Below are 23,066 nucleotides of genomic sequence, written 5' to 3' on the forward strand. Positions count from 1 at the left end.
GTAATCGTGAAATACATTTCCACCCGCGGCGGGGGCAAGCCCGTTTCCTTCAACGATGCGCTGATCGAAGGCCTCGCACGCGACGGCGGGCTGTATGTGCCGGAAGCGTGGCCCGTGCTTTCGCCATCCGAGATCGCGGGCTTTCGCGGCAAGTCCTATGCGGAAGTCGCGATGCGTGTGGTCGCGCCCTTCGTCGGTGACGACATTCCCGCGCGCGATCTGGAACGGATGATCGCCGAGGCCTATGCCACCTTCGACCATCCGGACGTGACGCCGCTAAGAAAGCTATCCAGCGGCGAATATATCCTCGAACTGTTTCACGGCCCGACGCTCGCCTTCAAGGACGTCGCGATGCAGCTCATCGCGCGCCTGATGGATTATGTGCTCGCCGCGCGCGGCGAACGCGCGACCATCGTCGGCGCGACCTCCGGCGATACCGGCGGCGCCGCGACCGAAGCCTTCCGGGGCCGCGAGCGCATCGACCTCGTATTCCTGTTTCCGCGCGGGCGCGTTTCGCCGGTGCAGGAACGCATGATGACCGCGATCACGGAGAAGAACGTGAACGTCGCCGCGGTCGAAGGCACCTTCGACGACTGTCAGGCCATCGTGAAGGCGCTGTTCAACGACCATGCTTTCCGCGAGCGCGTGAAGCTCTCCGGCGTGAACTCGATCAACTTCGCGCGCATCGTGGCGCAGATCGTCTATTACTTCACTGCCGCCGTGGCGCTCGGCGCGCCGGAAAAGCGCGTCATCTTCGCGGTGCCGACTGGAAATTTCGGCGATATTTTTGCGGGCTATGTCGCAAGCCGCATGGGGTTGCCGATTGCGAAACTCGCGATCGCCACCAACGTCAACGACATCCTCGCGCGCACGCTGGAAAGTGGCGTCTATGAAGTGCGCGGCGTCACGCCGTCATCCTCGCCGGCGATGGATATTCAGGTTTCGTCCAATTTCGAGCGGCTGCTGTTCGAAGCCTCGAACCGCGACGCGTCGGTGGTTGCAGGAGCGATGCGCGATCTCACGGCGAAGGGCAGCTTCGTGTTGCAGGCGGATGCGCTCGCAAAAATCCGCGCTTTGTTCGTGGCCGAGCGGGCAGGCGAGACGGAGACCAGCGCGACGATTGCCGATGTGCACAAGGCCTCGTCCTATCTGCTCGACCCGCACACGGCGGTCGGCGTATCGGTTGCGCGCAAGCTCAAGCTGGCGGAGAGCGGCACGCCGGTCGTGGTGCTCGGCACTGCGCACCCGGCGAAGTTTCCGGAAAGCGTTGAGGCTGCGAGCGGCGTGAAGCCGGCGTTGCCCGCGCGCTTTGCCGATCTCATGCAGCGGCCCGCGCGCAGTACCGATTTGCCGAACGACGCAGGCGCGGTCGCTGATTTCGTGGTCTCGCATGCGCGCGTGGCGAAGGGAGTTCCGGCATGAGCGTTCGCATCGACACGTTGCCGAATGGAATTACGGTTGCGACCGACCACATGCCGGAAGTGAAGACGGCGGCGCTCGGCATCTGGATTTCCGCCGGCTCGCGATACGAGGACAAGGACGAGCACGGCATCTCGCATCTCCTCGAACACATGGCGTTCAAGGGCACGAAAAAGCGCACCGCGCGCCAGATCAACGAGGAGATCGAGTCGGTCGGCGGCGAGATGAATGCCGCGACCGGCATAGAGTTGACCGCCTATTACGTGCGGCTGCTTGGCGAAGACTTGCCGCTCGCACTGGATATCCTGAGCGACATCCTCACCGAGCCGCGCTTCGAACGCGCCGAACTTGCACGTGAGCAGAGCGTCATCGTGCAGGAAATCGGCGGCGCGAAGGATTCCCCCGACGACGTCGTCTACGACCTGTTCCAGAAGACCGCGTTCCCGAACCAGGCAATCGGCCGCCCGATTCTCGGCACGCCGAAGACGGTGCGTTCGTTCACGCCGGGAAAAATCCGCCAGTACATGGCCAAGCGTTACCGCGGCAAGCGCATGATCGTCGCCGCTGCGGGCGCGGTCGATCACGACAAGCTTCTGCGCGGCGCGAGGAAAGAACTGGCTTCGGTTCCGTCCGGTGCGCCGGAAGCGGCGATCCCGGCGAAATATCGCGGCGGCATCGAGGTCAGCGTGCGCAAGCTGGAACAGACGCACATCCTGTTCGGGCTGGAGGGCATTTCCTACAACGACCCGGATCGTTACGCGATGCAGGTCTTCGCCGCGCTGCTCGGCGGCGGTTCTTCCTCGCGGCTCTATCAGGAAGTGCGCGAGCGGCGCGGGCTTTGCTATTCGATCAGCGCGTTCCATTCGTCCTATCAGGACACTGGCGTGTTCGGCGTCAGCGCGGGCGCGGATGCCGCCGATACCGAAGAACTGATCCGCGTCACCGTGAACGAACTGGAGCGCGCCGCCGCGAAAGCGAGCGCGGCGGAAGTAGCGCGCGCCAAGGCGCAGTTGAAGGTCGGCATGCTGAGTTCGCTGGAGAGCGTCTCGTCGCGTGCCGAACAGCTCGGCGGCAACTGGATCGCCTATGGCCGTGTGATGTCTGTGGAAGAAGTGGTTGCGGAAATCGACGCCATCGATGTCGAGCGCGCGCGCGCGGCGGGACGGAGACTCCTTGAGAACGTCCGCCCGACCTTCGCCGGGATCGGCGGCGGGCGTGGTCTCGAACGCGCGGGCCGCGTGGTACAATCCATGCGAAGCGGCGCGTAGCCACCGCATTCGCGCAGGCAGAAGATGGCGTTCTTCAAGACGCTTTTGACGCAGACCTTTCCCTCGATCGAGGGCAAAGGCGTTACGCTCCGGGTGCCGCGCCTGCGCGACTTCGAGGAATGGGCGGCGTTGCGGGCCGCCAGCCGCGAATTCCTCTCACCCTGGGAGCCGGTCTGGCCCGAAGACGATCTGACCCGCGCTGCATATCGCCGCCGCCTGCGCCGCTACGAGGCCGACCTGCGCGAGGAAATGGCGTATTCGTTTTTCATCTTCCGCAAATCCGACGACGCGCTGATCGGCGGCGTCACGCTGGCCAACCTGCGGCGCGGCGCGGCGCAGTCCGGCAGCATCGGCTACTGGATGGGAAAGGTGTTCGCGGGGCAGGGTTACATGACCGCGGGGGTCGCGGCACTGTTGCCGTTCTCGCACGGTATGTTGCGGCTGCGGCGGCTGGAAGCAGCATGCCTGCCGTCGAACGGTCCTTCGATCAGACTGCTTGAAAAGCTGAACTTCCAGCGCGAGGGCCTCGCGCGCGAATATCTGTCCATCGCCGGAAAATGGCAGGACCACATTCTGTACGCGCGCCTCACCAGCGACCCGGTGCCGGACGTGGCGATGCCGGGGCGCTAACGCGTCACCACGCTAGAATGCGCAGGTGCAGGTTGCATGCTGCGCGTCGCTGAAGCCCTTGATGGTGTTCTCGATCGCGCCCGCGAACTTGTCGGCCCGCGTACCGGCGGCGTCGATCCATGCCACCGTTTCCACCAGCGACAGCAACGCAAGCTGGTCTTCCGGCAGCGGTTTGTCTTTCAGGAGGTCGCGCGCCCGCTCCAGAATCGCGAACGCGGTCGCCGGCGGGTTCTCGATCTTCGCTCCGGCATTCTCCGCGACGCGCAGCGCGATCTTGACGAGGTCTTCGTCGTCCTTCGCGCTGGTTTCCTTGCGCAACAAATTGAGCGCGCGCTCCGCCGCCTTGCGCGGCGCGTCGAGCCGTCCGGTGACCGGGCTGATGGTCTGGCGAATGCCGGAGATCATGTAGTAGTTGCCCGCGCACAGGCCGGGGTTCACTTCCTGCCCGGTATAGTCGCGCAGCTCGTTGGTCCAGCGCGCGATGGTGTAGCGCATGCCTTCCGAACCGAATTCGGGGTTGGCGGTCATGCGCGCCTGATACCCGGCGGCGATGCGGTCGAGATTACCGAGATCGCCCTTGCGCGGCACGACGCGGAAGAAGCGCCCGCGCGGCAGCGTGAGGTCGGGCTTGCGGTAATCGTCGGCGATGGTGCGAATCTCCGCGAGCGGTCCGATGCGGATGCGGGTCAGTTCGGCGTGGAACGCCGTCGCGCAGTCCGCGACCTGCAATCCGCCTTGCGCCTGCGCTGTAACGTCACCGCTTTTCGCTTCGATCACGATTTGCGCCTTGCGTCCCGGTGGCAGCGGCGCGGCTTCGACGCGAAGCGAGAGGGGGATCTTGATTTCGGACTTCGCCTTGATTTCGGGAATTTCGAGAACGTAATCCTCGCCTTCCGCTTTCCATTCGCCCTTGTTGGCGAGCGCCAGCAGGTCGAGCTTCGCGAGCAGGCGCACTTTCGTTAGCGGCTTGTCGCCATCGTTCTTCACCACGATGTCGCCGCCGGCGACACCGGCCACCGGAATCGCTTTTTCCTTCGCCGCGGCGCCGCGCGGCACGAAGCTCACCGAGAGCGTGCCGCCCGCTGTCTGCGCCAGCACCGCCGACGAAACCGAGAACAGAATAGCGGCGGCGAGCGCACGAAAGTGCGCCGGTTGGAGGCAAAATCCTGACATGCGTAATTCCGGAAAGTTCGGCTGGAGGAAAATGATTGCGCGGGAACAGCTAGATTGTCCCCGATCGTGATTCCCCGCAAGTCCGCGAGATTATTGCGCGGGGGGCGAACCCGGCGCGGAAACCGGCTCCATCGGCGTCGCCGTATTCATGGGCGGGCCGAAGGTCGGGTTGAGCGGAAGTTCGCCAATCGCGCGCAGACCCGTGACGTTTTCGAGCAGGCTCCGCATCGCCTCGCGGGTTGCCTTGCCGCGAACCGCGTCGAGCAGAGGCGCAGCGGCGCCGGAATGACGGATCAGCGCGTTCGGGTCCGGCAGCAGATAGGGATTGTCCCAGTCGCCCTGAATGATGAACGGCAGGTCGAACGCAATCGCCGGCTGGTTGGCCTGCTTCGGGCGCATCAGGCTCGCGGTGCCGCGCAGGTCGAGGTCGCGCTGCGCGATGGAAGCGTTGCCGCTCAGGTTGATTTTCAGAATGTCGCTCTGGATGTCGAGCGCGGCGAGTTCGGCGACGCCGTTCTCGATCTTCAGGTCGGCGACGAGTTTCTCGAACGGCGTCTTGCCGCCGCGCAGGTCGCCGGTGCCGGAGAGCGGTTTGCGCTCAAGACGGCGCAACACCAGCTCGGCGTTGATGCCGTTCAGCGCACCCTTGCGCATGGCGAGGTTGGCGTTCCCGTTTAGGCTGCGCGCGATCTCGTTGATCGACCTGCCGCGTCCGGCGATTTGCAGGGTCAGCGTGCCGGCACCCTCGATCCGGCGAAAGCCGGTGAGGCCACCGAGGCCGCCTTCGAGATCGAAACTGGCGACGTTCGATTCGATCTTCACTTCCGGCACTTCGCCGGTTGCGGCGAAGGTCGCGCGGCCGCGCAGCTTGCCGCCGTAGAATTGCGCTTCGCCGACCGAGATGATCAGTTGCCGGTTGCGCAGCGCGATGGTGGCGGCGGTCTTGCCGAGTTCGATGCGGCCTATCAGCAGCTTGCCATACGAGAGGCGAAGGTCGAGGTCGAACACCTGCAACGCGGAAGTGTCGATCAGTTCGCGGCTCCATTCACGCCCGGAGGCGGAAAGCAGCGAGTAGGTCGCCTGATAGCGGGAGAAGTCGGCGGTTTCGCTGGCGAGCGCGCCCTGCACGATCATGCGTTCGCCGTCGCGCTTCAGCGTGATGCCGCCATCGGCGCGGTTGCCATCGAGTTCGAACGTGAGGTTCGTCAGCGCGAGCGCAATAGGCGTCAGCGATACGTTGGCCTTGGCAGAAAAACGCTCCAGCCCGCGCGGCGAGGGTACCTTGATGTCGAACAACGCGAGTACGTTGCGCAACGAGCGCGAGTCGGCGCTGAGCGAACCTTCGCCGTTCAATCCGGCAGGACCGGCGGCAAGACCGCCTTCATAAGAGAAGCGCAGCAGGCCGGATTCGACCCGCAGCCGCAAACCGCTGCGCTGGCCTTTCATGAATGCGCTGGTGTTCGCAATCGCGAGGCTCGCATTAACCGGCTGGTTGCGGAATTGAAGCGTGCCGGTCGTGGTCAGGCCGGTATCGGACCAACTCAGCGATGCATGCACGTTGGAGAACAATTCGACACGCTCGCGCCCCTGAATCCGCAAAAGGATCGAGCCGTCTACGATGCGCAATTCCGGCGCGTCGTCGTCCACCTTCATCGGCGAATTCATCGGCAGGCCGCCGACGAGTTTCCCGTCCGCCGAAAACTCCACGATCAGCCGGGGCCGCGACAGCGTCAGCGTCGCGATTTTCACGTCGCCGTACAGCAACGGCAGAAACTGCACGGTTGCCTGCAACGATTCGATCGTGAGGCCATTCGTGGTGCCGTCCTCGAACTGCACGTCCGAGAGCAGGATCGCCGGGCGCGGCAGCAGGGTGAGTTTCACCTCGCCCTCGATGCGGGGGGAAACGCCGGTCGCGGCGAAAATGGAGCGGGCGACTTCCGCGCGCACCTTCTGCTCGGAAACCAGGAAATAGGGCAGCACGAACAGCAGCGCCGTCACCACCGCCACCGTGGCGAACACGGCAACGGCCATTCGCTGCATACGGGACAGGGCGCTCAAGGAACGATTCCGGCTGGCTTGTTTCGGTGCGGGCTTCCGCTCAGGTTGCCCGGCGCGAAGCCTATTCTATTTCTTGTGGTTATGTGTCCCTTTGATGGCCTGACAGGCCGCCGTGGGGGCGCTATGAACCTTGTCAATCAAGGGCTTAACAATAACCGGAACGATATGCCAATGGCCGCCGAACAGCCGCTCTGGAGACCCTCGAAGGAGGCCGTGGAAGCCAGCTCGATGACCCGCTTCCGGCGGGCGGCGAACGAGCGCTACGGGCTGCAACTGGGCGATTATCCGGCGTTGCATGCGTGGTCGATCGACAACCTGCCGGGGTTCTGGGACCTGATGTGGGATTTCGCAGGGGTGGTCGGGGAAAAGGGCGCGCCGGTACTGGAGCACGGCGAACGGATGCCCGGCGCCCGGTTCTTCCCGAACGCGCGGCTCAATTTCGCGGAGAACCTCATGCGCCGCCGTGGCACGGCGCCCGCCATGATCTTCCGCGGCGAGGACAAGGTTTCCTACCAGATCAGCTTCGACGAACTGCACGCGCTGGTCTCGCGTCTCCAGCAGGCGTTGCGCGCGGCGGGTGTCGGCAAGGGCGACCGCATCGCCGTCATGCTTCCCAACATGCCGGAGAGCGTCGCGATCATGCTGGCAGCGGCTTCCATCGGCGCGATCTTTTCTTCGTGCTCGCCCGATTTCGGCGAGCGCGGCGTGATCGACCGTTTCGGCCAGACCAAACCGAAGGTGTTTTTCGCCTGCGACGGCTACTGGTACGCGGGCAAGCGCATCGAGATCGCGGACAAGCTCGGCACCGTCGTCAAGAATCTGGTGAGCGCGGAAAAGGTCGTTATCGTTCCTTATCTCGGCGAGGCCAAAGCGGTGGCAGCGAAACTGCCGCGCGCCGTCGATCTGGAGTCCTTCCTCGCGCCGTTTCAGCCGAAGCCGGTCGCGTTCGAGCGCCTGCCGTTCGATCACCCGCTCTACATCCTGTTCTCGTCCGGCACGACCGGCGTGCCGAAGTGCATCATGCATTGCGCGGGCGGCGTGCTGTTGCAGCACCTGAAAGAGCACAAGCTCCATTGCGGAATTTTGCCCGGCGACCGGATGTTCTGGTTCACCACGCTCGGCTGGATGATGTGGAACTGGCTGGTGTCCGGCCTCGCGGCGGAAGCGACGCTGATGCTCTACGACGGCTCGCCGTTCCATCCGAAGAACGACGCGATGTTCGATTACGCGCAGAACGAGAAAATAGATTTCTTCGGCACGTCCGCGAAGTTCATCGACGCCGCGAAGAAAGCCGGGCTGCGGCCGCGGGATACCCACGATCTCTCGAAGATGCGCGTGCTCGCATCGACCGGCTCGCCGCTGGTGCCGGAGAGCTTCGATTATGTGTACGAGGCGGTGAAGCCGGACGTGCATCTCGCTTCCGTTTCCGGCGGCACCGACCTGTGCGCGTGCTTTGTCGGCTCGGATCCGACTTCGCCGGTCTGGCGCGGCGAGATTCAGGCCGCCGCGCTCGGCATGGCGACCGATGTCTGGTCGGACGACGGCAAGCCGGTGCGCGAGCAGCGCGGCGAGCTGGTTTGCTACAAGCCGTTTCCGTCGATGCCGATTCAGTTCTGGAACGATCCGGACGGCTCGAAATATCACAACGCCTATTTCGATCGCTTCCCGAACGTCTGGTGTCACGGCGACTTCGCGGAATGGACCAAGCACGGCGGCATGATCATCCATGGCCGTTCCGACGCGACGCTCAACCCGCAGGGCGTGCGCATCGGCACTGCGGAGATCTATGCGCAGGTCGAACAGATCGGCGAAGTGGTGGAATCCATCGCCATCGGCCAGGAGTGGGACGGCGATACGCGGATCGTGCTGTTCGTGCGCCTGCGCGACGGCGTGACGCTCGACGATGCACTGCTCGCGCGCATCAAGCAGCAGATCAAGGTTGGCGCCAGTCCGCGCCATGTTCCGGCGAAGATCGTGCAGGTTGCGGATATTCCGCGCACCCGCTCCGGCAAGATCACCGAACTTGCGGTGCGCGACATGGTGCACGGCCGTCCGGTGAAAAACACCGAAGCGCTGGCGAACCCGGAGGCGCTGGAGCTTTACCGCGACATCGCGGCGCTGCGCACCTGATCGCCGGAGACGGACGAGAAGCCGTCCACTGCGGCGCGGCTCAGCCGCGCCAGCAGGATGACCGGGATCAGCCCCGCCAGCACGATGAGGAGGGCGGCGACTGCGCCGTCCTCGTAGGTGCCGCGCACTGCTTCCGCATAGACATGCGTCGAGAGCGTTTCGACGCCGAACGGGCGCAGCATCAGCGTCGCCGGCAGTTCCTTCATGCAATCGACGAAGACGAGGATCGCCGCCGCGCCAAGCGCGGGCCGTAGCAGCGGCAGGTGAATGCGGCGCATCACGCCCGCCGCCGGTTCGCCGAGCGAACGCGCGGCATTGTCGAGGCTGGCGGGAATTTTCGCGTAGCCGGATTCGATGCCGTTAATCGAAATCGCGAGAAAGCGGATCATGTAGGCGAGGATCAGCGCGCCGCCGGTGCCGGAGATCAGCAGTCCGGTCGAGATGCCGAAGGTCTGCCGCATGAAGGCGTCGATGGTGTTGTCGAACGCCGCCATCGGCCCGAGCAGTCCGACCGCCAGCACCGTGCCAGGAATTGCATAGCCGACGCTCGCGATCTTCGCGGGCAACCATGCGAGCGCACCGCGCCCTGCGCGTGCCGTGTATGCGATGACGAGGCCGCAGAGCAGCGTGACCAGCGTCGCTGCCCCCGCCAGCAGCAGCGTGTTCTTTGCTTCCGTGAAAATCTGCGGAGAAAGCCCGTAATGCGAGATGCGCTCGGCCGCCTGCTGCGAGAGATAGGCGGCGGGAAGAATAAAGCCGATGAGGATGGGAAGCGCACAGGCTGCGAATGCGCCGGCCGCCTTCCATCCGCGAAGCTCGGTTGGGGCGAGCGGGTGCGCGCGCCGCGTGTTGCCGGCGAAGCGCTGGTGCCGGCGCGCCCAGCGCTCCAGGAGAAATAGCGCCACCACCAGCACCAGCATCATCAGCGAGATCTGCGCCGCGCCCGGCAGGCTGGAGCGGTTCAGCCACGTCGAATAGATCGAGACGGTTAGCGTGCGCGTGCCGAGGAACTCCGTCGCACCGATGTCGTTCAGCGCTTCGAGCATCGCCAGCGTGACGCCGACGATGATCGCGGGCCGCGCCAGCGGCAACGCGATGCGAAAGAAAATCTCCGCGCGTCCCGCGCCGAGCGTGCGCGCGACTTCGAGCGCGGAAGCGGTCTGCATCAGGAACGTCGCGCGCGCGGCGAGATAGACATACGGATAGAGCACGAAACCGAGCAGCAGGATCGCGCCCCACATCGCGCGCACATCGGGGAAGTGCAGGTCGCGCGGATTAGTGATGCCGAACAGCGCACGCAAGCCCGACTGGATGGGTCCGAGCGGATGCAGGATGTCGAGATAAGCGTAGGCGATGATGTAGGTCGGGATCGCGAACGGCAGCAACAGCGCCCACTCGAAGATCGCGCGCCCCGGAAAGCGCGCCGTCGCAACCAGCCACGCAGTACCGACGCCGATCACCGAAACCGTGATGCCGACGCCGCCGAGCAGCAGCACCGTATTGATCGAAGCCTGCGGCAGGACATACGCGATCAGCGACGGCCACAGGTCGCCCGACCCCTGGCTCGCGAACGCCGCAAGCGCCACGATCGGCGAAACGACGATGGCTGCGATCAGCAGCGAGGAAAAAATCCAGCCGGATGCTTCGCGCGCGCGAAACATCCGGCGATAGCGTGACGGCATTTCGGGCCGGTTACTGGTCGAAGCCGACCTTCTCGATCAGGTCGGCCGCCTGCTTGCGGTTCTTCGCGATCAGCGTGAGGTCGATCTGGTCCGTCTTCAGCGTGCCGAGTCCGGCGATGATCGGATCGACCGGCGCGCCGGGACGAACCGGATATTCGTAGTTCGCCTTCGCGTAGAGCGACTGCGCCTCGTTGGAGACGAGGAATTCGAGCAGCTTGATCGCGTTTTCCTTGTTCTTCGCATGCAGCGCGACCGAAGCGCCGGACACGTTCACATGCGTGCCGCCGCCGGGGAAGGTCGGCAGGATGGTGTTGATCGCAGCACCCCACTTCTTCTGGTCTTCGTTGCTGCCGCCGCGCATCAGGCCGACGTAATAAGAGTTGGCGAGGCCGATGTCGCAGATGCCGCCGAGAATGTCGCGCGCGACTTCGCGGTCGCCGCCCGCCGGCTTGCGCGCGAGGTTTGCCTTTACGCCGCGCAGCCACGCTTCGGTTTTTTCCACGCCATAGTGGTTGATGTAGGCCGCGACCAGCGCCGTGTTGTACGGATGCAGGCCGGAGCGGATGCAGACCTTGCCCTTCCATTTCGGGTCGGCGAGATCGGCATAGGTGAGGGCGGTTTCCTTCACGCGCTCCTTCGAGACGTAGAACAGCCGCGCGCGCAGCGAGAGCGCGAACCAGTGGCCGTCCTTGTCGCGCAGGTTGGCCGGAATGGCGCTGTTCAGCGCTTCCGATTTGACGCTCTGCGTAACGCCGCGGTTCACGGCATCGAGGATGTTGCCGATATCGACCGCCATCAGGACGTCGGCCGGAGAATTTGCGCCTTCCGCGGCGACCCGCTCGGCCATGCCCTTCTCGATGAAGATGACATTGACCTTCACGCCGCTGTGCTTGGTGAAGGCGTCGAACAGGGGCTGGGCGAGTTTCGGCTCGCGCGTCGTGTAGACATTCACTTCCTGCGCGATGGCGGTCGAAGCGAAGACGGCGAAAAGCACGGCGGACGCTAGGCTGGGAATAAAACGGCGCATGAAAGCCTCCTGGCAGCGTTTTTGACCCATTTGGGCCGTAAATTTTGCGGCAACATTCGAAGTACCTGCTTACCGGGTCAAGAAAAAAGCATGAAAAATCAGTCTATTAGACTAATTCCAAACAACGCTCTGTGACCGATCACATGGATGTGCCAAGTGGTAACGACTTTGCGCATTGCACCAAGCGGCCTGTCGGATAGCATCCGCGCAATCAAATGGAACTGAAATGACCCACGATCCGCACGCCTTACCGGCCGGCACGGTGATCGCCGGCTACCGCATTGTCCGCGTTCTGGGCGCGGGCGGCTTTGGCATCACCTATGAGGGCGAAAGCCCGGTGACCGGCCGCCGAGTCGCCATCAAGGAGTTCTTTCCGCGCGGCATCGCCTCCCGCAAAGGCGCGACCGAAATCATCTACGCCGAGCGCGATTCGGAACTCGTGAGCTGGGCGCTGAAGCGCTTTGAAAGCTCCACCACCGAACAATGCCGCCTGAAGCACCCGAACATCGTCGAGGTCTTCCACTACCTCGCCGATAACGACACCGGCTACATGTTCATGGATTACGTGGACGGCATCACGCTGGAAAGCTGGCTGAAGAAGCTCGGCACGCTGCCGACCGTCGCGCAGCTTCGCCCGATGATGCAGCCGGTATTCGACGCGCTCGAATACCTGCACGGCATGAGCTTCATCCATCGCGACATCGCGCCCGACAACATCATGATCACGGCGGAAGGCCGCCCGGTCATCATCGATTTCGGCGCGATCAAGCTGATCGAGAACCGCACGCTGTTGCAGGCCAAGACCGTGCATTCGTTCATGGTCGGCAAGCAGCATTATTCGCCGCCGGAGCAGACCCGCGAAGGCGAGACGCTCGACGCGCGCGCCGACATCTATGCGCTCGGCGCGGTGTTGTATCGTGCCTTCTCCGGGAAGCCGCCGTCCGACACCGAGGAACGCGCGCGCAAGATCGCGTTCGGCGAGGGCGATTCGATCGTTCCGTTGAGCGAGGTTGCGCCGCAGATTCCCGCCGACGTCGCCGCCGCCATCGAGAAGGCGCTCTCGTTCCGTGCCGCCGAGCGCCAGGATTCGATCTACGAGTTGCGCGAAGCGCTCGGCTGGGTGGATCCGCTTCCGGCCACGACGCCGGTGCCGCGCGATATTTCGCGCGACTTCGAGCGTCCCGCGCCGGCGGTGAGTCCGTCCTACGGAAAAGCCGAGCCGGTCAAGAAGAGCATGGGCATGCGCTGGGCTGCGGCTGCCGCGGCAGCCGTAGTGCTGGTGCTGGGTGGTGCGTTTGCGCTCGGTATGAATCCGCTGCGCACCACGCAAAGCGAAACGCCGGTCGCTCCCATCGCGAGAGTGGACGAGCCGAAGCAGCGCATCGAAACGCCTGCGGTGCCGCCGGTAGCGCAGCCGCAGAAGCAGGAAACCCCGGTTTCCCCGCCGGTGGCCGAGCCGAAACCGGAAGCGCCGTCTGCGCCGCCGGTCGTCGAGCAGAAACCCGAAACGCCGGTCGCGCCCCCGCCGCAGCCGCAACAGCAGGTAATGATCAAGCCGGAGACTCCGCCGGTCGATCATGAAGCCGAGATGCGCCGCGACTTCGAACTGGCGCAGAAGGTGGACACGAAGGAATCGTACGAGCTTTATCTGAGGCGTCATCCCGACGGCTATTACTCGACGCTGGCCCGCCAGCAGCTCGTGAAGATCGCGGCGCTGGAAACAAAAGAACTGACGCGGAACCTGATTACGGAATTACAGCGTTCCGGCTGCGGCCCCGATAACAACGACGGCGAATGGTCCGACGCCACCCGCAAGTCGCTCACGAATTACAACCGTCATGCCAAGACGAAATACGACGTCAATGCACCGAGCCGCGAAACGCTGGATGGTTTGAAGGATCGGAGCGGCCGCGTTTGCCCGCTGGTTTGCCAAACCGGCTTCCAGGTGAAGGGTAACGAATGCGTGGCGATTCCACAGAAGCGCCGGGAGCAGCCGCAGGCGCAGCGCCAGCAGCGTCCGCAACAACAGCAACAGCAGCAACAACAGTCGCCGCAGTTGCCGCGCGGAATCCTCTGCGTCCGCGGTGTTTGCGTCGGCAACTGACGCGCCGGATACCGGCCGCAAAGAAAAAGGGCTGAAGCAATGCTTCAGCCCTTTTTTGTTTTCAGTGCCGCCCGCGCGGAGTGGCGAAACGAACCGCTCAGTCTTCCAGCTTGCCGATGTGGTGCTGCGAGTAGAGTTCGAGGCCGAGTTTCTCGACCAGATCGAGCTGCGTTTCGAGGAAGTCGATATGGCCTTCCTCGTCCGTCATCAGTTCCTCGAACAGGTTCATCGAGGGCAGGTCCTTCACCTCGCGGCAGTAGATCGCGGCTTCCTGATAGAGCGCACGCGCCCCGTATTCGGCCTTCAGATCCGCCTCCAGTACTTCCTTGACGTTCTGACCGATACGGATGGGATCGAGGGTCTGCATGTTCGGCAGGCCTTCGAGGAAGATGATGCGCTGCGTGAACTTGTCCGCGTGCTGCATTTCCTCGATCGATTCCGCGCGCCACTTCTTCGCGAGATCGAGATAACCCCAGTCGTCGAGCAGCCGGTAATGGATCCAGTACTGGTTGATCGCGGTAAGCTCAGAGCGGAGGCCCTTGTTGAGGTATTCGATGACTTTGGGGTCGCCCTTCATGGCGAAAAACTCCTGACCTGGAATGTGAGGAGCCTTATTTAGAACTATTCTAAGGAAAAGGCAATAAGCTGAGGCGAACGTTTAAACTACTGAAAATACTGGATTATTCAGCTGGGATAAGGATCGGGCCTGCCGGAAGCGGTTCGATGGCGGCGTTAAGGGCATTGGCGATTTTGGCGGCCCCGCAAGCAGTGTTTGCTGCCGCCGGGCAGGCTCCGCAGGCCGCGGCGCCGCGGCCGAGCGTTTCGTTCATGATATTGCGGATTGTCCGTGCACAGGTCCCGCATTTCGGGCTGCATCCGAGGCATTTATAGACCTCGAAGGTCGAACGCGCGGCGCCCTCGGTCCGCGTGCATGATTCGCGGACTTGCGCTTCGGTCAGGCAGTTGCAGGAACAGACGATCACGGCCGCTACCAGGGAAGTTTTATGCAGATTAGAAGTTTTCTAACCTGTTGAACTTTCTCGCCTTTTTATTTACAGACCGCTTCACGGCGGTCAAGCGCGTTACCGTGGACAGCCCAAATTCTCCTTAATCGAAACCCGTGCGAGACAGGCCGGGCCATCCGCGCCTTACCTTTTCCTTACCGCGAAGCCTTGCCCCGGAGATCCGATGAACGAGAAACCGCGAATTGCCGTTGTCGGAGCGGGTGCAATTGGCAGCCTGCTGGCCGCGATCTGGGTCCGGGCCGAAGAGGACGTGACCCTTGTCGTGCGGGAGGAGCGCGTCGCGGGGCTGCGGGCTTCCGGCATAACGGCGAGCGGCCTTGGCGGCGACTTTCATGTGACGCCCAAAATAGCTTCCGCGATTCCTCACGGCACCGAATTCGCGGTTTTCACGATGAAGACCCAGGATCTTGCGGAAGCGCTGCGCGCGTCGAAGGCCGCGCTTGGCAATGCCACGGTCGTCACGACGCAGAACGGCGTACGCGCGCGCGAAATCGTGCAGGCCGAACTCGGCGTCGAGCCGATTACCGCAACCCTGATGCTGAACGCCTCGATGCTCGAGCCGGGCGCCGTTCGCTACAACCGCATCGGCACCACGGTGCTGGGCGCGGTGCCCAAGGAAAGGCGCCGCGAACTGGCGGAGATGGATGTCCTGTTCGAACTGGTGTCGCCCGTATTCGACACCGAACAGATCGAAGGCGCGATGTGGTCGAAGCTCGTCATAAACGCCCTCACGAATAGCTTGCAGGCGCTCACCGGCAAGTCGTTGAACGAGTGCGTGAACGATCCCGCGATTGCAACTTTCGCGGTGGCGCAACTGAAGGAATCGTTCGGGGTCGTTCGCGCGGCACGAATCCCGCTGATCGACATGCCCGGCGCGCCGATGAAACTATTCTCGACCATGATGCGGCTCCCCGGCTTCATCGCCAAGGCGATCCTTCGCAAGAATCTGGGACGCGCCGACGAAGCGAATACGCTCACTTCGACCTTGCAAAGCATCCTTCGCAAGCAGCCGACCGAGATCGATTACCTGAACGGCGAATTCGTCCGCCTCGGCGAGAAAATAAACTTTCCCACGCCAGTCAATCGCGCGATTGTCGAGGCGGTCAGGAACATCGAGAAAACGGGAGTGTTTCTCAGCCGCGATGAAATCGCGGGCATGGTGCGGAAATGACCGTCACGATCTATCACAACCCCGCCTGCGGCACCTCGCGCAACACGCTCGCCATCCTTCGCGCGAGCGGCGAGGAGCCGGTCGTCGTCGAATATCTGAAGAACCCGCCCAACCGCGAAACATTGAAAAATCTTATCGCGGCGATGGGGATTTCCGTGCGCGATCTGCTGCGCGAGAAGGGCACGCCCTACGCTGCGCTCGGCCTCGGCGACCCGAAATGGAGCGATAACGAACTGCTCGATTTCATGCTCGCGCATCCGGTTCTCATCAATCGCCCGGTCGTCGTGACGCCGCGCGGCACCAAGCTCTGCCGCCCGTCGGAAGCGGTGTTCGACCTGCTCGAAAATCCGGTCGCGCATTTCACGAAGGAAGACGGCGAGACGGTTTCGCCCAAAGCGCGCTAGCGAAACGAAATCTCGATCCCCGGCACGTCCAGCCCGCGCACTTCCGTCCGCCATGTCTCGCCGCCCGCGACCGGCCACGCCTTCGTCACGGTGCCGGTGGTGATGATTTCTCTGGCCGAGACCGGCGCGTTATGCGGATCGTCCTTCAGCAAATCGAGCAGGTGTCGGATTGCAAACAACGGCCCGTCCAGCACGTTGCGTGCGTGGCCGCTGTCGATCCGTTCTCCGTTCCGGTAGAGCGCAATCTCGAAATCCGCGAGCGCGTCCAGCCATGCCGCCCGGTCGTCTGAAACCGGAACCTTCTCGCCGAGGAAATACGCGCCGTGCAGGGCGTTATTCGCCACCGTATCGGGTGCCGAAAATTTCCAGCCGGGATAATGCGACTGCACGATCTCGAAACCGTGCGCGGCCCATTCGATGCAGTCGAGAATCTGCGCGGGCGACATTCCGGCTTCTGGCGAGCGCCCGAAACCGAAAGCGATCTCCGGCTCCAGCCGCGGCTCCGCGAATTTCGCGAGATCTACATTCCGCGTGGCGGAAACGTCTTCGATCGTGGTGTCGTACATATAACCCCAGATCGGTGCAAACACCTTGTATTCGTCCCAGATCGTGCGGTTGGTGAAGCCGATCTTGCGCCCCAGCACCTTCTCGCCGCGCGCAACACGCAGCCGCTTCATCTCGGCCACGACTGCGTAGGCCTGCGGCAATTCGATGCCGCCGAATGGCACGAGCCGCTTTTGATGGTCGATGGCATCCAGAATCTCGGTGGCCTTCGTGGCGGTTTCGTTGGTTGTCATTGCGGTAGGATCAGCCTTGCGTTGCCGGTGTTGACAGGGCCGCGCTTTCGTAGCCCCATCCCCGCCAAATCCAGAAACGAACAGGCGAGAGAAACACAAATGTATCCGGACGTTTCCCTGCACATCAACGGCGAGTGGGTCAAAGGCGCGGAAGGCAGGAGCGAACCGGTCCTCAATCCCGCGACCGGAGAGAAGATCGGTACCCTCGCGCACGCCACCAAGCCTGATCTGGACAAGGCGCTTGCCGCCGCCGACGCAGGCTTCAAGGTCTGGAAGAAGACGCCCGCCGATACGCGCTACAAGACGTTGCGCAAGGCCGCCGACATCATCCGCTCGCGCGCTGACGACATCGCGAAGGTCATGGTGCAGGAGCAGGGGAAGCCGTTCGTGGAAGCGAAGGGCGAAACGCTGCTCGCCGGCGACATCATGGACTGGTTCGGCGAGGAGGCGCGTCGCACCTATGGCCGCGTCATCCCCGCGCGCGGCGAGAACATCTATCAGTTGGTCGTGAAGGAACCGGTCGGTCCGGTCGCGGCCTTCACGCCGTGGAATTTCCCGATCAACCAGGCGGTGCGCAAGGTTTCCGCTGCGCTCGCCGCGGGCTGCTCGATCATACTCAAAGGCCCGGAAGAAACGCCGGCGTCATGCGCCGAACTCGTGAAGTGCTATCTCGAAGCGGGTGTTCCCGCGGGCGTGTTGCAACTTGTCTACGGCAACCCGGCAGAGATTTCGTCCTATCTCATTCCGCATCCCGTGATCCGCAAGATCACGTTCACCGGCTCCACCGCGGTCGGCAAGCAGCTTGCTTCGCTCGCGGGCCTGCACATGAAGCGCATCACCATGGAGCTTGGCGGCCACGCGCCCGCGATCGTGTTCGAGGATGCGAATGTCGATCAGGCGGTGAAGGTGCTGAATGCGAACAAGCACCGCAACGCCGGTCAGGTTTGCGTTGCGCCGACGCGCTTCCTCGTCCACGAAAAGGTCTATGGCGAGTTCGTCGAGAAATACACCGCTGCCTCGAAGAAGCTGAAAGTCGGCGACGGTCTCGACAAGGATACCCGCATGGGGCCGCTCGCGAACACGCGCCGGGTCGACGCGATGGAAGCCTTCGTCGCCGATGCCGTGCAGAAGGGTGCGAAAATCGAGACCGGCGGCAAGCGTATCGGCAACAAGGGCAACTTCTTCGAGCCAACCGTGCTCACCGGCATCAATCACGACATGCGCATCATGAACGAGGAGCCGTTCGGCCCGCTGTCGCCGATCATGCCGTTCACTTCGTTCGACAGCGTGGTCGAGGAGGCGAACCGCCTGCCGTATGGCCTCGCGGCTTATGCCTATACGTCTTCCGCCAAGACCGCGGGCGCGATCGGCGCGGCGTTTGAAAGCGGCATGGTCTCGATCAACCACCACGGCCTTGCATTGCCGGAAGTGCCGTTCGGCGGCGTGAAGGATTCCGGCTACGGTTCGGAAGGCGGTTCGGAAGCGATCGAGTCCTATCTCAACACGAAGTTCATCTCGCAGCTCGGCCTGTAACGAACTTCGCGTTCACCTTAAATCGGCACGCCGCGCGGACATCCCGCGCGGCGTGTTATCGTTTACGGCCATGATTTCGAGTGCCATCAGAGCGCTGTTCGCCGCGGTTCTTCTTCTCGCGCCTGCTATCGCGCAGGCGGCGCAATTTTCGCTTCGTTGCGACGACGGACCGTATCCGCCGCTGCTGTTCACGTTCGATACCGGCGAGCACAAGGCGATCTACGAGTCGCCTTCGCAGCCGGAGCCGCTGCCCGGCACAATCGTCCGCTCTTACAACAAGTCGTTTCTTTTTAGCGTGCAGGGGATCGGGCAAGACTTCACTGATTTCATCTGGAACGACGGCACACAACAGATGCAGGTGGGTCTGCGCGGTACGCCGTTCATGCGCACGTTTTCGTGCAAGGAAATCCCGCTGCGCCCCGTGACTGGATTGTTCGAAAGCCTTTGGCCGAAACGCTGAGAGGCGCGTAACTCCCTCACGGCAATTCTACCGCGAAGGTATTCAAGTAGTGGCGCGGTTCACCGTTCCCGGAACAAGCTGCAAGCGGGGATCGGGGCTGTCAGCGCATGAGCGGCATTCCATACGCCTTGAAAACCGGCGCAGTCATCGCCGGCTACGACATCGTGCGCGTGCTCGGCGCGGGCGGTTTCGGCATCACCTATGAGGCGGCCAGCGCCGTTACCGGCAAGCGCGTGGCCATCAAGGAATTCTTCCCGCGCGGAATCGCGTCGCGCGATAGTGCGACCAGGATTATTTTCGACGAGAAGGAAAACGAGGTTGTCGCCTGGGCGCTGAAGCGCTTCGAATCCTCGACCACCGACCAGTGCAGGCTCAAGCATCCGAACATCGTCGAAGTGCTTCACTACGTGAAGGACAACGGCACCGGTTACATGATCATGGAGTATGTCGAGGGCCAAACACTCGAACATTGGCTCCGCGACCGCGAGAAAGCGCCAACATCTGCCGAATTGCAGGCCGTGACCCGGCCGATCCTCGATGCGCTCCACTATCTGCACTGCCAGAGCCTGATTCATCGCGACATCGCACCGGACAACATCATGATCCGGCTGGACGGCAAGCCGATGATCATCGACTTCGGTGCGCTGAAGCTGATCGAGCAGCAGACGCAGGTGCGCTCCAAGACCAACCGCTCCTTCGCCGTATCGAAGCAGTTCTATTCGCCGCCGGAGCAGATGGATGGCGACAGCGATCTCGATGCGCGCGCCGACATCTATTCGATGGGGCGACGCTCTATCGCGCATTCGCAGGCCGCCCGCCCGCGAATGCCGACGACCGCACGCAGAAGCTCGCGCGCAAGAAAGACGATCCGTACATTCCGCTGCGCACGGCTGCGCCATTCACCGACCCCATGATCGCGGCGGCCATCGACAAGGCGATGGCATTTGATGCCGAAGACCGGCAGCGCTCGATCGCGGAATTCCGCGAAATGCTCGGCTGGGACGAGCAGAAACCGACAGTCCCTGCGCCAAAGCTCGCAGAAAGCGCAAAGCCACAGTCCGCCGATATTCCGCGGCAAATGCCACCTGCGATGGAGCCGAAATCGCACTCGCCGTTACGCTGTCTGTTGCCTCTCGGTGGGGCGGCAGCGGTAGCCGCCATCGTGCTGCTCGCGTTCAATCCGTTTGGAGCGAAAGCTCCCGATACCAATGTTGTGGTCCAGCCGCAGAAACCCGAAGTCGTAACGCCGCCCGTCGCACCCAAGCAGCAGGTCAAGGCGCCTGAACCGGAAAAAGCGCCGCCGCCAAAAGTAGAGACGCCTCCGCCTCCGAAAACAGATTCACTGGAGAATGCGCGCCGCGATTTCGAGGCCGTGCAGCGCGTGAATACGATGCAGGCCTATGAACATTTCCTGCAACAATATCCCGACGGGCTTTACGCCACGCTGGCGCGCGAAGCGGTCAAGCGCCTTGCCATGCTTGAGAATGCGAAACTCAACCGTGCATTGAATGCCGAGTTGAAGCGCGTGGGTTGCGGCACGGGAGCGAGCGACGGACAGTGGGGCGACGACTCCGAACGTGCGCTCGCGCTGTTCAACCAGCACGCACAAACGAATTTCGAAACCAAACTTGCAAGCACTGATGCGCTCGATGCCGTCCGCGCGAAGCCGCAGCGCGTTTGCCCGCTCGTTTGCGGTCCAAACCAGCGGGCAAAGGGCGATGCTTGTGTGGCTGCTGTACCGTCTCCCGCGCAGACGCCGCCGCCTGCCACGAAACAGGATCAGCCTAAAAAGAAGGAGCAAAAACAGCAGGCTGCTCCGGGCGGCAACCGCTGGTGCATGTCGCAGCCTTTCGGCCCGCCGAACTGCGGATTTACTTCACAAGCACAGTGCGAAGGCGCGAAGCCCGATGTCCGTACAACCTGCCGGCCGGGATTTAATAGATAGAACACGACTATAAGCGCCGGCCCCATAGCGAGCGGTCGGCGGCTGCTCGCGCTTGCGGTTCCCTCGCGATCCCGTGAAGCGATGTGATTGGCGGTTTCATGCGCTTTGCGCCCGGCGGGTATATGAAGGTATCCTGTTTATGTAGCGGTTTCGGGCGGCTTGCGGCCCGCGGGAACTGAACGCCGATGTCCTTCGACGGCGACCCTAATGCTCTGAGAGCCGGCCACAGGATTGCCGGCTACGAAATCCTGCGCGTGCTCGGGGCAGGCGGCTTCGGCATTACCTACGAGGCGGAAAGCCCGATCACCGGCAAGCACGTCGCGATCAAGGAGTTTTTTCCGCGCGGCATCGCCTCTCGCGAGAGCGCGACCCGCATCATCTATTCCTCGCGCGATCAGGAACTGGTGGACTGGGCGCTCAAGCGCTTCGAAACCTCGACCACCGACCAGAGCAAGCTGCGGCATCCGAACATCGTCGAGGTAATCCACTACATCAAGGAAAACGACACCGGTTACATGATCATGGAGTATGTCGAGGGCAAAACCCTCGAACATTGGCTCCGCGAGCGCGAAACGCCGCCATCCGTGGCCGAAATGCGGCTGATCATGGAACCGATCCTCGACGCGCTTGAGTATCTGCACTCCCTGAAACTGATCCACCGCGACATCGCCCCCGACAACATCATGGTGCGTCCGGATGGGCGGCCGATCATCATTGATTTCGGCGCGATCAAGTTGATCGAGCGGCAGACGCAGATACGTTCCTCGACCAACCGCTCGTTCATGGTCTCGAAGCAATTCTATTCGCCGCCCGAGCAGGTGCGCGACAATTACGAACTGGATGCACGCGCGGATGTGTATGCGACCGGCGCCACGTTGTATCGCGCCTTCGCCGGACGCCCGCCCGCGAACGCGGAAGAGCGCACGCAGAACATTGCGCTGGGTGAGGGCGATCCGTTCAAGCCGATCAATACGATGACCAAGGTGCTGCCGCCTGAAGTCGCGAACGTGATCGACCGCGCGCTCGCATTCCGCCGCGACGACCGCGTCGGCTCTATTGGCGAACTGCGTGAAGCGCTCGGCTGGGGTAAATCGAAATTCGTTACCGTAGCTGTCGTTCCCGATACTGCAGGTCAGGGGGCTACCGCTCCCGGTTTCACGGCGGCGGGTGCGACAGCGGCCGGGTCGACGGCTCCCGCAAGCATTGGCGGGTTTCGCGCGCCGTCTTCCGCTCCGTCATCCGCGCCGGTTATCGAAGGCGCGAAACCTGCCGCGAAGCAAGATTCGTCCTCGCCGCTGCAATTCATGCGCCGCTGGCTGACGCCAGCAATCGTCGCCGGTACACTCGCTGCCGCGCTGGTGCTGGTGCTCGGTCTCAATCCGGCGAAGATGTTTTCCTCCGGCAACATGCAAATCGTGACTGCGCCGCCGCCAACGGTGCCGCCGCCGAGGATCAAGGAGTCCGAGCCTAAGCCCGTTCCGCAGGAGTTGCCGAAGCAGCAGCCTGCGCAACCGAAGCCTCAGCCGGAGCAACAGCAGCAGCAACAGGTGACTTCGCCGCCGCCCGTGGCAGAACCGAAAGTGACGCCGCCCGCGCCGCCGCCGGTCGATCCCGTCGCCGAAGCGCGGCGCGATTACGAACTCGCGGTAGGTATCGGCACCAAGGAAGCGCTGAACGCCTTCCTGCAACGGCATCCGAAAGGTTTCTACGCCGATCTCGCGCGCGGCCAGCTTGCCAAGATCGCCGCGCAGGAATCGAAGGATCTCGCGCGTAGACTCAATGCCGAACTTACGCGCGTCGGCTGTGCTGCGCCCGCGGGTGAAATATGGACCGACGCCTCGCAGCGCGCGCTTGCGCTGTTCAATCAACACGCGCAGACGAAGTTTGACGTGAAACTTGCAAGCGCCGACGCATTGACCGCGGTACGGGAAAAAACCGCGCGCGTTTGTCCGCTGGTCTGCGCACAGGGCCAGCGCGCGCAAGGCGATACCTGTGTCACGATCGCGCCGCCGCCTGCGCAACAGAAGCAGCCGCAGGTCCGGCAACAGCAACAACAGCCGCAGCAGAAACAGGCTGCTCCGCGCGGCGGACGCCAGACCGTTTGCGGCACTACGGGATGCCATCAGGGCGAAGTCTACAACGCCGGCGATCCGCGCACGAAAAACAAGAACTGCACCATCGTGCCGAGCGGCATCAACCGTGGCGGCGCCGGGCAGACGCAGGTCGTTTGCAACTGATTT

At 63.1% G+C, this 23,066-nt stretch carries 18 protein-coding genes; 12 read left to right on the forward strand and 6 right to left on the reverse strand.

Translation table 11 applies throughout. The features are described 5' to 3' along the window. Positions 1-6 precede the first annotated feature (6 nt). The 3 genes from KF794_01600 to KF794_01610 are packed head-to-tail and all read left to right on the forward strand — an operon-like array spanning position 7 to position 3,317. Positions 7-1,422 (forward strand): threonine synthase, encoded by a 1,416-nt coding sequence (locus KF794_01600; protein ID QYK46543.1) that lies wholly within the window; start codon positions 7-9, stop codon positions 1,420-1,422. Then, positions 1,419-2,687, forward strand: coding sequence for an insulinase family protein (locus KF794_01605; protein QYK45435.1), 1,269 nt, complete (start codon positions 1,419-1,421; stop codon positions 2,685-2,687). Before KF794_01600 ends, KF794_01605 begins: the two co-directional genes overlap by 4 nt. Before the next feature lie 24 nt (positions 2,688-2,711). Next, positions 2,712-3,317, forward strand: coding sequence for a GNAT family N-acetyltransferase (locus KF794_01610; protein QYK45436.1), 606 nt, complete (start codon positions 2,712-2,714; stop codon positions 3,315-3,317). A 12-nt stretch (positions 3,318-3,329) separates the two neighbouring features. Here KF794_01610 and KF794_01615 read toward each other — a convergent pair whose 3' ends face one another. After that, positions 3,330-4,490: a hypothetical protein gene (locus KF794_01615; protein QYK45437.1), complete on the reverse strand. Its 1,161-nt coding sequence runs from the start codon at positions 4,488-4,490 to the stop codon at positions 3,330-3,332. A 90-nt stretch (positions 4,491-4,580) separates the two neighbouring features. Beyond that, complete coding sequence (locus KF794_01620) at positions 4,581-6,548, reverse strand: AsmA family protein (protein ID QYK45438.1); 1,968 nt, start codon at positions 6,546-6,548, stop codon at positions 4,581-4,583. A gap of 171 nt (positions 6,549-6,719) precedes the next feature. On the opposite strand from KF794_01620, the gene KF794_01625 reads away from it, so the two are divergent. Beyond that, complete coding sequence (locus KF794_01625) at positions 6,720-8,678, forward strand: acetoacetate--CoA ligase (protein ID QYK45439.1); 1,959 nt, start codon at positions 6,720-6,722, stop codon at positions 8,676-8,678. Here the strand turns inward: KF794_01625 and KF794_01630 are convergent. Together KF794_01630 and KF794_01635 are read right to left on the reverse strand one after the other, a co-directional pair. Further along, positions 8,648-10,360 carry an iron ABC transporter permease gene (locus tag KF794_01630; GenBank protein ID QYK45440.1) on the reverse strand — a complete coding sequence of 571 codons (1,713 nt, stop codon included), beginning with the start codon at positions 10,358-10,360 and terminating at the stop codon, positions 8,648-8,650. The two genes, KF794_01625 and KF794_01630, sit on opposite strands and share 31 nt — an antisense overlap. Positions 10,361-10,370: 10 nt before the next feature. Continuing rightward, on the reverse strand, positions 10,371-11,387 hold the full coding sequence (locus KF794_01635) for a Fe(3+) ABC transporter substrate-binding protein (protein ID QYK45441.1): 1,017 nt from the start codon (positions 11,385-11,387) through the stop codon (positions 10,371-10,373). 226 nt (positions 11,388-11,613) lie between these two features. Here KF794_01635 and KF794_01640 point away from each other — a divergent pair, with 226 nt between their 5' ends. Beyond that, the gene (locus KF794_01640; GenBank protein QYK45442.1) at positions 11,614-13,491 is read left to right on the forward strand and encodes a protein kinase; all 1,878 of its coding nucleotides are present in this window, start codon (positions 11,614-11,616) and stop codon (positions 13,489-13,491) included. Between the two features lie 97 nt (positions 13,492-13,588). On the opposite strand, the gene bfr is transcribed toward KF794_01640, so the two are convergent. After that, positions 13,589-14,068, reverse strand: coding sequence for a bacterioferritin (gene bfr / locus KF794_01645; protein ID QYK45443.1), 480 nt, complete (start codon positions 14,066-14,068; stop codon positions 13,589-13,591). A gap of 611 nt (positions 14,069-14,679) precedes the next feature. Here bfr and KF794_01650 point away from each other — a divergent pair. Together KF794_01650 and arsC are read left to right on the forward strand one after the other, a co-directional pair. Continuing rightward, the gene (locus tag KF794_01650; protein ID QYK45444.1) at positions 14,680-15,687 is read left to right on the forward strand and encodes a 2-dehydropantoate 2-reductase; all 1,008 of its coding nucleotides are present in this window, start codon (positions 14,680-14,682) and stop codon (positions 15,685-15,687) included. Then, positions 15,684-16,091, forward strand: coding sequence for an arsenate reductase (glutaredoxin) (gene arsC / locus KF794_01655; GenBank protein QYK45445.1), 408 nt, complete (start codon positions 15,684-15,686; stop codon positions 16,089-16,091). Before KF794_01650 ends, arsC begins: the two co-directional genes overlap by 4 nt. On the opposite strand, the gene KF794_01660 is transcribed toward arsC, so the two are convergent. Then, the gene (locus KF794_01660; protein QYK45446.1) at positions 16,088-16,888 is read right to left on the reverse strand and encodes a hydratase; all 801 of its coding nucleotides are present in this window, start codon (positions 16,886-16,888) and stop codon (positions 16,088-16,090) included. The two genes, arsC and KF794_01660, sit on opposite strands and share 4 nt — an antisense overlap. A 99-nt stretch (positions 16,889-16,987) precedes the next feature. On the opposite strand from KF794_01660, the gene KF794_01665 reads away from it, so the two are divergent. The 5 genes from KF794_01665 to KF794_01685 all read left to right on the forward strand — a co-directional run bounded on the left by KF794_01665 (position 16,988) and on the right by KF794_01685 (position 23,063). Then, positions 16,988-18,421 carry an NAD-dependent succinate-semialdehyde dehydrogenase gene (locus tag KF794_01665; GenBank protein QYK45447.1) on the forward strand — a complete coding sequence of 478 codons (1,434 nt, stop codon included), beginning with the start codon at positions 16,988-16,990 and terminating at the stop codon, positions 18,419-18,421. A gap of 70 nt (positions 18,422-18,491) precedes the next feature. Beyond that, on the forward strand, positions 18,492-18,881 hold the full coding sequence (locus KF794_01670) for a hypothetical protein (GenBank protein ID QYK45448.1): 390 nt from the start codon (positions 18,492-18,494) through the stop codon (positions 18,879-18,881). 107 nt (positions 18,882-18,988) lie between these two features. Further along, entirely contained in the window at positions 18,989-19,795 is an 807-nt protein-coding gene (locus KF794_01675; GenBank protein QYK45449.1) for a serine/threonine protein kinase, read from the forward strand. Then, positions 19,792-20,826 (forward strand): hypothetical protein, encoded by a 1,035-nt coding sequence (locus KF794_01680; GenBank protein ID QYK45450.1) that lies wholly within the window; start codon positions 19,792-19,794, stop codon positions 20,824-20,826. The genes KF794_01675 and KF794_01680 overlap by 4 nt, the downstream gene beginning before the upstream one ends. 185 nt (positions 20,827-21,011) lie before the next feature. Then, entirely contained in the window at positions 21,012-23,063 is a 2,052-nt protein-coding gene (locus KF794_01685; GenBank protein ID QYK45451.1) for a serine/threonine protein kinase, read from the forward strand. Positions 23,064-23,066: the final 3 nt, after the last annotated feature.

The sequence above is a fragment of the Xanthobacteraceae bacterium genome, from assembly GCA_019454205.1.
GTDB lineage: Bacteria > Pseudomonadota > Alphaproteobacteria > Rhizobiales > Xanthobacteraceae.